Source organism: Lysinibacillus sp. UBA6686 (assembly GCF_002455205.1).
Lineage (GTDB): Bacteria > Bacillota > Bacilli > Bacillales_A > Planococcaceae > Lysinibacillus > Lysinibacillus pakistanensis.
In genome coordinates, this window is record NZ_DKJS01000066.1 from 58,196 (window position 1) to 71,423 (window position 13,228).

Below are 13,228 nucleotides of genomic sequence, written 5' to 3' on the forward strand. Positions count from 1 at the left end.
ATGAAGAAAAAAATAAGTATTTATGTAGTGTTATTAGTCGTTATTTGTTTTTTAATGTTATACCGACTAGACGCCTATATTATGAAGCCTGGAAGTGCTTATGATGTCAGTAAATTTGTTACAGTAGAAAACAATCATACTGAAAACAAAGGGTCTATGAGTTTAATGACAGTAGCTATGCAGCAAGCGACCCCTTTTTCGTATCTTTGGGCTAAAACTCAAAAATATCAAAAACTAATGGATATTAACCAGGTACGAAATCCATTAGAAGATGAAGAAGAATATAATGTTCGACAGCTTAAATTAATGTCTGACTCCCAGTTCAATGCAAAGTATATTGCCTTCCAGAAAGCGGGACTTCAAACAACAATACATTTCGATGGAGTCTTTGTTTTAAATGTGCTGGATGGTGGTGCTTCAGACGGCCTTTTAAAAGCAGGAGACGAAATTATTGAAGTGGATGGACATAAAATTAGTAATCAGCAAATGCTAGTAGATCTTTTGAAGCCAAAAGAGCTTGGAGACAAAGCAACAGTTAAATTCATACGTAATAAAAATGAACAAGAGGTCACTATTACATTAAAGGAAATTCCTAGAGCCGAGGAAAAGAGAGCTGGTTTAGGTATTTCGTACGCAGAAAGTAAATCAATTGAAACAAATCCAAAAGTGACAATGAAGACAGAGGATATTGGTGGGCCATCTGCAGGTCTAATGTTTACACTTGAAATTTTAGATCAACTGCTTAAAGAGGATTTAACCAAAGGCTATGCTGTAGCAGGCACAGGAGAAATGTTGGTTGATGGCTCTGTTGGAAGGATTGGAGGAATAGACTATAAAGTCATCGCTGCTGATCGAGATGGTATGGAAATTTTCTTTGCGCCAGATGATGAAATTTCTCCAGAACTAAAGGCGAAACATCCTGAATTGGAATCAAACTATGCGACAGCAGTAAAAACGGCTAAAGAAATTGGTACGAAAATGAAAATAGTACCTGTTAAAACGGTAGATGATGCCATAAATTATTTAAAACAGTTACAGCCCAAATAAAAAAGAATGCTAGGAAATTTCTGGCATCCTTTTTTAGTGAATAGATTTAGAAACGAATCGGTGGTGTTTGATAATCTTTAGGTAGACTTCGTTCCATATTTCCAGTTTCGAGGCTTAGATTGTAAATCTCTGCGGCATGAATATCTATAGTAAGCATAGCATCTTTCGTAGCTGCAACTCGGCTGATTAATGGTAAAGAGATGTCCTTTTTATACTTCCCTAAATAAGCCTGCCCTTTCATACTCATACCAAGTAAACGAATATAGGATGGAGTAACACTGTTGTGTAATTGTTCCTTACTAAATCCAGTATAAATATGAGTAAGCATGCGCTGAAGTCGTGTCCATGTATAGCGCTTTGATTTGATTTTTTCCATAAAGCTGCTAAAGGAATGACTTGTTTTGGCTGCCTTAATAAGAGCATTCTCAATACCTTCAGTTACTTCAGCATAGTGATTTAATTCGCTAGGTGTATGTCGAATAAGCGTAAACTGTAAGAATGGCCAAAAAGTTTCCCAACTAGCAAATTTACCATACTGACGATACCAATTAGCTAAATAATCAAAAGATGTCTTTGGAAGAACATCTTGAACATGCTGAAGTTTACGGGATGTTGCTAAAGCCTGGCGTATTCCCGTTGCACTTGCGATGGATGCACCCTCCTGTAAAGCATCATGGTATCCTGCTGCAATTCGTGGAATAGTCATTGGTTTAATATCACTATCTAATGTTTTGGCAGCTTCAATATAGTGAAAGCCGAGTATATTATTAGGCTGTGATAAATCAATGTATGTAGCAGGGAACTTTTGAGAAAGCTGTTTATAGGCATAATGTAAGCTTTTAGGATAGCTTGCACCTGTTGTAAGGCTTTCCTTAATAAGTGCGTTGTATTCCTCCTGATGTCCGTGAATAAGCTCAAATGTGTTCAAAAAGGGTTGTATGGCACCGTCTTCACTACCAAATGCAAAAGATTCACAGCCAACTGCAGTTAATAATGCAATGGCTCCTTTAGCAAAATCAGCAGCAGGTGCGGTACTATAAACATAAGGTAGCTCGATGACAATATCTACGCCACCAGCGAGTGCCATTTTTGTTCGTGTCCATTTATCGACCATGGCTGGCTCACCACGTTGTAAAAATGAACCACTCATTACAGCGATGACAAGGTCTGCTTGTGCTACTTTTTTTGCCTGTTCTAAATGATAAGCATGTCCATTGTGAAATGGGTTGTATTCAACTACTACGCCAACTGCTTTCATGTCAAGCCCCCATCTATTTTTTACTTTTTGTTTATAGTAACCAAACGAGTACGAAATAAAGAAATTACATGTATTATAGTATATAATTATAGTGAGGTTTCATAGTGGTGACAAGAAATTATCTTGACATCTATTTTTACACATTATATAATCAACAGTGTTGTCTCGAGGTGATTAAACGAATGAAATGGTCAATTCATCAATTATCTAAATACCGCCAAAACGGGATGCCGATTGACACCTATGTCCAATTGGACGAGGTGATGGAGCGAAACCAGGATATTCGAGCAATTTCGCCCGTTCATGTAAAAGGGCTATGTACTTTTGGTGCATCGCAAATGACATGTCAGTTAACTGTGACGGCGACGTTGACACTACCATGTGCACGCACGTGGGAGGACGTTGAGTTTCCTATCGAAGTTGAGACAGTTGAGATTTTTAGCTGGATTGAAGAAGAAAAACGAGGGGAAGATGACGGAGACATTCACTATATTGATGGTGAAGTCATCGACATGAAGCCGGTTATTGAAGAACTTATTCTTCTTGAGGTACCTTTGCAAGTATTCAAAGAGAATACCGAAGGACAAGTGCAAGGTGGGAAAGACTGGTCTTACGCAACAGATGAAGACGTTGAGCTACACAAAAAAGCTGATAAGCAAAAAGTGGATCCAAGACTAGCTGCTTTAGCTAAGTATTTTGATCAAACAGACGAATAGACGATCTGTAAGGAGGTGCCATCAATGGCTGTACCATTTAGAAGAACTTCTAAAACTGCAAAAAGAAAGCGTCGTACGCATTTCAAACTATCTGTACCTGGTATGGTAGCTTGCCCAAACTGTGGTGAAGCAAAATTATCACACCGTGTTTGCAAAGCTTGCGGACATTACAAAGGTAAAGAAGTAGTAAGCAAATAATTCAGTGTTTGCTCACTTAAAAGGCTAGTAGAGAGACCATGGCTCTTTACTAGCCTTTTTGTATGCTTAAAGAGACGGAATATTTCGTCAAAAACAAAAAGATGTATAGTGCTATAATAATTGTGTGATACAATTTATTCATTGGGACAAAGGGGGAAATAGTATGGCATATACAATTGACAATAATGAAGGCATTATGACTTTTACCATAAATCGTGAAGAAAAGCGAAATGCGGTCAATGATGAGGTGATGGATGGTCTACAAGAAGTAATTACATATATTCGAAACCATGATAATGTTCGTTTTTTAGTTGTAACTGGTGCAGGGGATAAATCATTTTGCTCAGGTGGGGATTTATCGGAATTCCATTCGCTTGAAACAGAGGATGAAGCCTTTGGAATGCTAAGTAAAATGGGAAAAATATTGTATGATCTCGCAACATTACCTGTACCTACAATTGCTTTGATTAATGGAACGGCGGTTGGAGGAGGTTGTGAGATTGCAACAGCTTGTGATTTTCGTCTAGTAGCCAGTCATGCAAAATGTGGTTTTATCCAAGGGACATTAGCAATTACAAGCGGCTGGGGTGGCGGTACATACTTATTTGAACGAGGCTTGCGGCATGATCGTGCCATGAAGATGCTAGTAGACGCCAAACCTTATCCAGCGGAATTACTATATGAAATTGGTTGGGCTATGCGTGTTTTTGAAGGCTCGAAGGAAGAAGCGTTAAATGATTTTATAGAAAATATGCGTAAAATTCATCCTTCTGTTCATAAGGCCTATAAAGAAATTGAGCTTCGCAAGTGGCGTGAACGGAATATGTATGAACGTGTAATGGAGGAAGTTCGTACCTGTGCGAAGTTGTGGGAAAGTGAAGCCCATCATGAGGCAGTTAATAATTTCCTGACTAAGAAGAATAATAATTAATGTATAACGGCAGCGATTATTGAAAAGCTTAATCGCTGTCTTTTTTTATTCAATGATTCTATTTTGCTCACTCTTGCATATAGTAGTAAAAAATGCGAGGGTGATAGATTATGGAATTGAAAAAAAGAAAAGATCAATGGACAAAAGAAGACGATGAAAGATTAGCAGAAATCGTCTTGCATAATGTGCAAAATGGCAAAACGCAGTTAGAAGCTTTTGAGTTAGCTGCTTCTGAACTAGGCCGTACAAAACAAGCATGTGGTTTTCGTTGGAATAAAACGTTACGTGGTCAATATAGTCAGTCACTATTAGCTGTGCGAAATCAACCGCAACAGTCAATGCGAAGTCATTTAAAGCTGGCATTGACAAGTTTTGATGAATTAACAGAGGCTTATCAAACCCTTGAGATTAGACATCGTGAGCTGCAAAATGAGCATGATAAACTGGTGAAATGGCTACAGCAAGGGTATTCTTTAATGAAAGATTAAACACTCTGTAAAATAAATGATGAGGAATATGCTTCTATGTTTTCTGGTTATCTTAGCAACCAATTATCCATATTTTATCGTAAACAATCAGTCAATCCTGTATAATAGAAGAACCTGTATAGGAGGTGCCTTAGAAAATTTCTAAGGCACCTCGTTCTGTAAGCGGGTAAAATGAAATCATACAGCATTTTGTGGTAAAACTGTTTAAAAGGAGTTTCACATTTAAGAATGATGTGGGAGGTGTCTAAGTGTTGTGAAGATAGCGGTTATAGGTGCTGGTGCTGTTGGGCAGCTAATGGCAAGCTTTTTTGCTGAGTCAGGTTTAATGGTTACGTTGGTACCTAGAAGGCAAGAACAGGTAGAAGAGCTACGTGCAAATCACCTAACACGAATCAATGTTGATGGCACAAAAACTGTACAAAAAGTAGCTGCAACAACAAAGTTAAAGGAGCTTCCGCAGCAAGATTTAATAGTGATAGCGGTTAAGTATGGTCAATTACATGAGCTTTACGAACAAATGTCATCATTATCGAAAGAAGTTCCCTTACTATTTATGCAAAATGGCTTAGCGCATTTTGAGGAAGCGCTAAAATTAGCGCAAAAAAATATAGCCTTTTGCACGGTGTCATTTGGCGCCCAACTGATAGATTCATCAACAGTACAACATAGAGGTGTTGGTGTTTGTAAAATTGCTCTAGAAAGAGGAGCAAGTGGTATATTCGATAGGCTAGTACTCCTCAGAAATGATTTGTTTCCAATTCAATTGGTAGATAATGCTCAACAGATATTATTTGAGAAAGCTGTACTGAATAGCTTGATTAATCCATTAACAGCTGTTTTGCAAGTGAAAAACGGAGAGTTAGTCACAAATAAACAAGCATTTTTAATCATGCAAACCATCTACCAAGAGCTAATGGGGGCTTTTGAAGGAATAGAAGAAACGATACCCTTTTCTAAAGTCATTGATTTATGTGAGCAAACAGCGAATAATACATCTTCTATGCTGACAGATCGTATACATGGGAGAAAAAGCGAAATTAATACGATTGTTGGAGTACTACTCAATAAGGCTTTAAAAAAAGGTCATTATTTGCCAACCTTGCGTACTTTATATCACCAAGTACTTGCAATTGAAGAGTGTGGTGAAAGACGTTGAAAGATTTTTTACATATTGTGATTAGTGTCATTATTTTTTGCCCAATTCTTCTTTTTATGATTGTTTATTTAATTGGTAGAAAGGTAAAAATCCGAGGCACACATGCTTTTGGGGCTGCTTCAGATGTAACAACATTTTGTTTATTTTTTTCAGTGCCGTTAGCGATTGGTGTTCTATGGAGTGTCAATGTTGGTGTGCTTTTAGTCATGCTTGCACTGACGATGGCTATGATTTTTACATATATTGATTGGCGAACAAAAAAAGAAATTGAAGTGAAGCCACTGCTGAAAAAAATTTGGCGCTTTCAATTTTTAGTACTAAGTACTGCCTATATTGTTATTTGTGTTGTTGGAATAATTCAATCCGTTATAGAATATTTACAGGCTGTCTAAGCATTTTCTTTTCATGTTGAAGCCATAAGCGTTAAAATAATAACATTATAATGTTTCTATAAAATTAACTCTTTATAAGTAATAAGTTGGGAAATACCAAATATTTGCGGTATAAAAATGTAAGTACATGTCTGGCGAGGATTTTGATTCTTTATGTGCTTAGCAGAGCAGATTGAATAGAGTATTTTCTTACTATTTGTTGAGAATTGTCATTTTAAATAATCGTTCTAGGATAAAACGCATAGTATTAATGGAACTTATTTTTTCAATTTGCTTATTAAGAGTAAGATGATTTAGTGAGTAGAGGAGTTTATGTTAATGAAACTGGAGTCTATCCAAGTACCCATAAAAAATCGTGTGCTAGCAGATTATTGGTCACCGAAAACTGCCATTCATGAGTATTTTGAATATGAATATAACGATCAATCTTTTGAAAAGCGTGTGCGATATTTAGAACAGCATGCAAAAGACCAAAAAGAAATAGCATCAATCATTCGCCAATTTATGGAGCCTCTTGGAATATCGAAGCAATCAAATGAGCATTTACAGCAACTAGAGCAAGGAGCTGTTACAGTTGTTGGTGGGCAACAAGCTGGTATTTTAACAGGTCCTCTTTACTCAGTGCACAAGGCAATATCTGTTATAAAGTTAGCAAAAGAACAAAGCTTAAAGCTTCAACGGCCAGTTGTTCCTGTGTTTTGGATAGCTGGTGAGGATCATGACTTAGAAGAGATAAACCATACGTATACAGTGCAGGGGGTAGAGGTGAAAAAACGTGTCTACGGGGAACGCTCTAGACGTAAAACGATGGCTTCTGCTACAAGTATTAACAAAGAAACCATGACACAATTAATGAATACCATTGCAAAAGATTTTGGTGAAACAGAATTCACTGAAGCGCTTATGAAACAATTGATTGATACTCTAAATAAGAGTGAAACATTTACGGATTTCTTTGCACAACTTATGAATCAGCTATTCAAGGATGAGGGCTTGTTGCTGATAGATGCAACAAATTATAAACTTCGTCAGTATGAGAGCGGAAACTTTAGTCATATTATTCAACATAACGAAGAAATTGCTAGAGTAGTAACAGAGAAAGAGGAACAGCTTGAACGTGCAGGATATGGTAAGCCTATTTTAGCAACAAATGAAGCGGCAAATCTATTTTTTGTTGAAGATGGAGAACGTCATCTTTTAGAAAGAAAGAATCAATCATTTGTTAATTTAGCAGCCAATATTAAATTGTCTCGAGAAGAGATGATGGAGATAGCTAGGAATCAACCTGAGAGATTGAGTAATAATGTTGTAACGCGTCCTCTTATGCAGGAAATGGTATTACCAGTTCTTGCGTTTGTTGGTGGTCCGGGAGAACTGGCTTATTGGGCAACGTTAAAGGATGCATTTTCGGTACTAGGCCTACAGATGCCTATTTTTGCTCCGCGTCTGCATATTACAATTGTTACACGCCATGTGGAACAGTTATTACGTGAGCAACAATTAACAGTTGCTGATGTATGGGCTGGAAAGGCATTACAGCTTAAAGAACAATTTATTGCTGAAATTCAGGACCAAGAAGCAAAATCTCAAATCCAAACAATGCAACAAGAGCTTTTTGATAAATATAATCAGCTTGCATCTTACTTAAAAGAACAGCATGTATCATTAGATAAAATACTTGTAAAAAATAAAGAAAATCATCAAAAACAGTTTGACTATTTACAGCAAAAGATTGAACAATCTGTACTTCATAAGCATGAAACAACCATTCGTAAATTTATGACATTACAAAATGAGCTATGTCCAAATGAGGGGTATCAGGAAAGAAGTTATAATCCATACCAATATATCAATGAGTTTGGACCTATGTTAGTGACTGAAATGCTTAAGCATAATTATAGCATTGGAAATCACCACTATTTACTGTATATATAATATGGTATGAATATTTCTTTTTACCTATGTAATTATTTGATACAATGCAGATTTGATGAATATTGTCGATATTAATAATAAATAAAGAGCTATCCTACTAAGGGTAGCTCTTTATTTATGTCATTTAGCATAGATCAAAAAAATCGCTAAAGGTCTATTTGCATATTAAGTGATGAAATGTCAAGTTTTTTTTAAAAAAAGTGGAGGAAAGTGGGGGGATGTGGTACATTATTTAATAAAGTGGGGTGAATAGCATGTTCATGGGAGAATATCAACACTCTGTTGATGCGAAAGGACGATTAATCGTGCCCGCAAAATTTCGTGAAGCCTTAGGCGAAACGTTTGTTGTAACACGCGGACTTGATAATTGTTTATTTGGCTATCCTATGGATGAATGGCGAAAACTCGAAGAAAAATTAAAGGGCTTACCGATGACCAAAAAAGATACTCGCGCATTTGCAAGGTTCTTTTTTTCAGGGGCAACGGAAGTAGAAATAGACAAGCAGGGTCGTATCAATATTCCTTCAACTCTTATGCAACATGCGCATCTTGTGAAAGAATGTGTTGTGCTAGGCGTTTCGAATCGAATAGAAATATGGGCAAAAGATGCTTGGGAGACTTACTTTAGTGAGTCTGAGCAATCCTTTAATGAAATTGCAGAAAATATGATTGGCTTTGATTTTTAACTTTTGTCAAGATGTCAGTTGAATGAAGTTAAGGCCTGAAGGGAGCGAGTGGTATGTTCGATCATACAACCGTGCTATTAAAAGAAACTGTTGACGGGTTGAACATCGATCCTGATGGAATCTATGTGGACTGTACACTAGGTGGCGCAGGGCATAGTGAATATTTAGTACAACAACTATCTGATAAGGGCCGTTTAATTTGCTTTGATCAAGATATGATAGCTATTAACAATGCAAAATTACGTTTAGCACCGTATATCGAACGTGTGACGTTTATCCATTCTAATTTTCGAAATTTGAAAGAGGAATTATTCGCACTTGGTATCGAGCAAGTAGATGGTGTTTTATATGATTTAGGTGTTTCATCGCCACAGCTAGATACACCAGAACGAGGCTTTAGTTATCATCATGATGCACCATTAGATATGCGTATGGATCAAACGGCAACACTTACAGCATTTCATGTTGTGAATGAATGGGCATATGAAGATTTAGTACGTATCTTTTTTAGATATGGAGAAGAGAAGTTTTCAAAGCAGGTTGCTCGTAAAATCGAAGAGGCACGTAAGGTGGCACCGATTGAAACAACCGGTCAACTTGTAGAACTTATAAAAGAGGGTATTCCAGCAGCGGCACGCCGTAAAGGTGGACATCCAGCAAAGCGCATATTCCAAGCAATACGAATTGCTGTAAATGATGAGCTAGGCGCAGCAGAGGATTCATTAGTCGATGCGATTGATATGATAAACGTAGGTGGACGCATTAGTGTCATTACGTTCCATTCATTGGAGGACCGCCTATGCAAAACTATTTTTAAGGAAGCGTCATCATTACCGGAATTACCACCAAATTTACCTGTAATTCCTGATGACATGAAGCCAACTTTAAAGCTTATTACAAGAAAGCCGATTGTTCCATCTGATGAGGAACTTGAGGTTAACAATCGTGCACGTTCAGCGAAGCTTAGAGTGGTGGAGAAAATTAACGACAAAGGGCGTGAGTAAATGGCAGCAGTACGTGTAAGGCAGCACCAACATCAACAAGTGCAACAACCGATAACACCACCTAGTCCACAACCCACTATCATACGTCGTAAAAAAACGAACCAGAAGTTTGAAAAAACAATGCTACTTGCATTAGTTGGTATTATTGTTGTATTAGCAGTAGTCGTTTTAAATAAACAAGCGGCTATTCAAACAACAAGTATGGACATTCAAAACATTGAAGCAGAAGCAGATAAGATTGCTAAAAAGAATGTTGACTTGACGGTTCGTGTAAGTGAACTTTCTACATATGAAAATATATGGAAAAAAGCGGAAGAACTCGGTTTAACTCAAAATGAGAAAAATGTAAAGGTAGTGCCGGGAGAATGAAAAAAAAGAGATTTCGATTCCAATGGGGAGCCTTTCTATTAATGATTTTTTATGGAGGGCTCTTTTTTCTATTATTCACAAGAATGGTGACATTACAGGCTACAGGTGAGGCAGAAGGACAGGAGCTTGCGGCGCGAGCAGCAGCAAAGTATAGCAAGGAAAGTGCAATAACAGCAAATCGTGGTAAGATTTATGATCGGACTGGACAAGTTATAGCGGAGGATACACTAAGCTATCGTTTGATTGCTATCGTAAACGAAGCGGCTACAACCGATCCAAAGAAACCGCGACATGTAATTGACGTAGAAAAAACTGCAGCGGTTTTACATGAAAATATCCCATCATTGAAAGAAGAGGATATTGTTAAGAAACTAAACAATCGATATAGAAGTGACGGTAAACCTCTTTATCAAGTTGAATTTGGTAGTGCAGGACGAGGAATTAGCCATGAGGTTATGAGTAAAATCAAAGATAAGAAATTGCCTGGGATTCTATTTGTAAATGATTTGAAACGCTATTATCCAAATGGGATTTTTGCCTCACATTTAATTGGCTTCGCAGTAAAAGAGGAAAATAAAGATCATACGTTCACAACAAAAGGTAAGATGGGCCTTGAATTAACCTATAACAAAGAATTATCTGGAAAAGACGGTAAAATTGAATACGAGACAGATGCTTTTAGTTATCTATTGCCAAATAGCGAAAAAATGGTGACACCCGCCAAAAATGGGGATGACATTTATTTAACAATAGATAAAACAATTCAAAGCTTTTTAGAGGAAGCGATGTCACAGGTTGAAAAGGAGTATAATCCTGAATCTATGACAGCTGTTGTAGCAGAACCGAAAACAGGAAAAATACTGGCGATGACCCAGCGCCCAACATTTAATCCTGATACACGTGAAGGGACAAATATGAAATGGCTGAACGATGTGATTGAGGAAACCATTGAACCAGGCTCAACAATGAAAACATTCACCCTTGCCTCAGCTATTGATACAAACACATGGCCTCCAAATGCTAAGTTTATGTCAGGTAGATATAAAGTTCTTGATCGTGAAGTTAGAGACCATAATAAAGGGCGTGGTTGGGGGCCTATAACCTATTTAGAAGGATTCCAGCGTTCATCAAATACGGCAATGGCACATTTATTAAAGCTTATTGGCGAGGATGTCTTTTATGATTATTTAGATAAATTTGGTTTTGGCAAGAAAACAGGTATTGATTTACCGAATGAGGCAGCAGGTACACTTTTATCAAAATACCCGATTCAACGTGTTACAACAACATTTGGTCAAGGCTCTACGGTTACGCCAATTCAGCTTGTTCAGGCGATGACAGCAATAGCGAATGATGGAAAAATGATGCAGCCTTATGTCATTGATCAAATTGTAGATCCATCGACAGGAAAAATCATTCAAAATCATAAGCCGATTGAAAAAGGACAGCCAGTTTCAGCTAACACAGCGAAGCAAGTAAGGGAAATCCTTGCATCTACTTTAACTGCTGAGCATGGGACAGCAAAGGACTTTATCCTTAATGAATATGAAGTTGCAGGTAAAACAGGAACTGCCCAAATACCGAAAGCAAGTGGTGGGTATCTTGCCAATGATTATCTGTATTCGTTCCTAGGAATGGCGCCAGTAGATAATCCCCAGCTTATTATGTATGTCTCAGTAACAAAACCTAAGCTTAAAATGGGGGAAAATGGTTCTGTCCCAGTGTCAAAAGTATTTAAGCCAGTTATGCTAAATAGTTTAAAGTATTTAAATGTTAATACAGAAGATGTCAAACAGGTGGATAATGCAGCAATCCAAGACTACACAGGTCAAAGTGCTGAGGCGGTACAGGTAGAGCTTGCAAATGATGGACTACAGCCAGTTGTTGTTGGAAGCGGTGGGAAAATCATTGACCAGTATCCGAAAGGTTCTCAAAAACTAATTAAAGGTAATTTTGTGTTTTTAAAAACAGAAGGTGATATCTCCCTACCAGATTTTACTGATTGGTCGTTGCGCAATGTACTTGTTTTCAAATCAATGGCTAATCTAGAGATAGAGGTTGTGGGTGAGGGCTTTGTAGCGAGCCAAAGTGTATCCGCAGGTACAGTAATTTCAGATAGTTCACCGATAGTTGTGAAGCTGAAAACACCAGCAGAAAGCTATATAAAAGACGTTGAAGCAACATCTGATGATGAAGCTGAACAAATTGTTGATCAATAGATACTGAATAGAAGTCCACTTTATTTCATACGTTGTAAAAAACAAGGTGTGATGTCGAATGAAGTGGATTTCTATCCATTCTAAAAAACGTTTACGTATTTTATATGTATTATTTATGTGTGTTGCAGTAGCCATTGTCATTAGATTGTTCTTCTTACAGGTACTAGATCAAAAAGAGCTGACAAAGAAGGCAGAAGAGAATTGGGACCGAGAAATTCCTTTTGCAAATGAACGTGGTCATATAACAGATCGTGATGGGCAAAGTATTGTCACAAATAAGCTTGCCCCCACTCTTTATTTCATGCCTTCTCAAAGCAAAGATATTGAAGGGGCTGCTGCGAAGATAGCACAGGTGCTCGGTGTTGATGAACAAAAGCTATTGGAGAAAATGAAGAAGAAAGAATATTTAGTGAAGTTGGCACCGGAAGGAAAAAATATTCCCTATGAAAAAGCGGTGCAGCTACAAGGAATGCAAATCGAAGGCTTATATAGTGGGGTCGATTATGCAAGGGATTACCCATACGGCACAATGCTCTCACGATTTTTAGGTTTTACAGGCTATGATGCCCAAGGGTTAGCAGGCATTGAATATGAATATGATAAACTACTCCAAGCTAATTCCTCTGCCATTCGCCTTTTTACAGACGCCAAGGGCAATAACTTACCAAATGTTGCAAGTGCTTGGAAGCCGGGAGAAGATGGAGCAACGATTGAGCTTTCAATTGATGTAGATGTGCAACAGGTCGTGGAGCGTGAATTATCTCAGGCTATGGAGCGTTATGAGGCTGACCAAGCGTTAGCTATTGCAATGAATCCCAACAATGGCGAG

General features: G+C 37.7%; 13 protein-coding genes and 1 pseudogene. 13 read left to right on the forward strand and 1 reads right to left on the reverse strand.

All coding sequences use genetic code 11. From position 1 onward, the window contains the following. On the forward strand, nt 1–1,047 hold the full coding sequence (locus B2R82_RS17365; protein WP_286926129.1) for a SepM family pheromone-processing serine protease: 1,047 nt from the start codon (nt 1–3) through the stop codon (nt 1,045–1,047). Nucleotides 1,048–1,093: 46 nt separating this feature from the next. Here B2R82_RS17365 and B2R82_RS17370 read toward each other — a convergent pair whose 3' ends face one another. Continuing rightward, nucleotides 1,094–2,305 carry a nucleotidyltransferase gene (locus B2R82_RS17370; RefSeq protein WP_286926130.1) on the reverse strand — a complete coding sequence of 404 codons (1,212 nt, stop codon included), beginning with the start codon at nt 2,303–2,305 and terminating at the stop codon, nt 1,094–1,096. A gap of 182 nt (nt 2,306–2,487) precedes the next feature. Here B2R82_RS17370 and B2R82_RS17375 point away from each other — a divergent pair, with 182 nt between their 5' ends. From B2R82_RS17375 to B2R82_RS17430, 12 genes and pseudogenes are all read left to right on the forward strand, one after another. Continuing rightward, on the forward strand, nt 2,488–3,021 hold the full coding sequence (locus B2R82_RS17375; RefSeq protein WP_286926187.1) for a YceD family protein: 534 nt from the start codon (nt 2,488–2,490) through the stop codon (nt 3,019–3,021). A gap of 24 nt (nt 3,022–3,045) precedes the next feature. Then, nucleotides 3,046–3,219 (forward strand): 50S ribosomal protein L32, encoded by a 174-nt coding sequence (gene rpmF, locus B2R82_RS17380; protein ID WP_054770816.1) that lies wholly within the window; start codon nt 3,046–3,048, stop codon nt 3,217–3,219. 163 nt (nt 3,220–3,382) lie between these two features. Next, nucleotides 3,383–4,150, forward strand: a complete 768-nt coding sequence (locus B2R82_RS17385) for an enoyl-CoA hydratase/isomerase family protein (protein WP_286926131.1) — start codon at nt 3,383–3,385, stop codon at nt 4,148–4,150. 110 nt (nt 4,151–4,260) lie between these two features. Continuing rightward, entirely contained in the window at nt 4,261–4,638 is a 378-nt protein-coding gene (locus B2R82_RS17390) for a transcriptional regulator (RefSeq protein ID WP_283871062.1), read from the forward strand. A 253-nt stretch (nt 4,639–4,891) separates the two neighbouring features. Beyond that, nucleotides 4,892–5,794 (forward strand): ketopantoate reductase family protein, encoded by a 903-nt coding sequence (locus B2R82_RS17395; protein WP_286926132.1) that lies wholly within the window; start codon nt 4,892–4,894, stop codon nt 5,792–5,794. Next, complete coding sequence (locus tag B2R82_RS17400) at nt 5,791–6,186, forward strand: DUF3397 domain-containing protein (protein WP_286926133.1); 396 nt, start codon at nt 5,791–5,793, stop codon at nt 6,184–6,186. Before B2R82_RS17395 ends, B2R82_RS17400 begins: the two co-directional genes overlap by 4 nt. A 318-nt stretch (nt 6,187–6,504) precedes the next feature. Then, nucleotides 6,505–8,121 carry a bacillithiol biosynthesis cysteine-adding enzyme BshC gene (gene bshC, locus B2R82_RS17405; protein ID WP_286926134.1) on the forward strand — a complete coding sequence of 539 codons (1,617 nt, stop codon included), beginning with the start codon at nt 6,505–6,507 and terminating at the stop codon, nt 8,119–8,121. Nucleotides 8,122–8,375: 254 nt separating this feature from the next. Further along, entirely contained in the window at nt 8,376–8,807 is a 432-nt protein-coding gene (gene mraZ / locus B2R82_RS17410; protein WP_068983256.1) for a division/cell wall cluster transcriptional repressor MraZ, read from the forward strand. Between the two features lie 53 nt (nt 8,808–8,860). Then, nucleotides 8,861–9,811, forward strand: a complete 951-nt coding sequence (rsmH, locus tag B2R82_RS17415; RefSeq protein WP_286926135.1) for a 16S rRNA (cytosine(1402)-N(4))-methyltransferase RsmH — start codon at nt 8,861–8,863, stop codon at nt 9,809–9,811. Beyond that, complete coding sequence (gene ftsL / locus B2R82_RS17420) at nt 9,812–10,180, forward strand: cell division protein FtsL (RefSeq protein WP_286926136.1); 369 nt, start codon at nt 9,812–9,814, stop codon at nt 10,178–10,180. It abuts the gene before it with no gap. Next, on the forward strand, nt 10,177–12,399 hold the full coding sequence (locus B2R82_RS17425) for a penicillin-binding protein (RefSeq protein WP_286926137.1): 2,223 nt from the start codon (nt 10,177–10,179) through the stop codon (nt 12,397–12,399). The genes ftsL and B2R82_RS17425 overlap by 4 nt, the downstream gene beginning before the upstream one ends. 58 nt (nt 12,400–12,457) lie before the next feature. Further along, nucleotides 12,458–13,228, forward strand: a pseudogene (locus tag B2R82_RS17430) (stage V sporulation protein D); the annotation flags it as partial.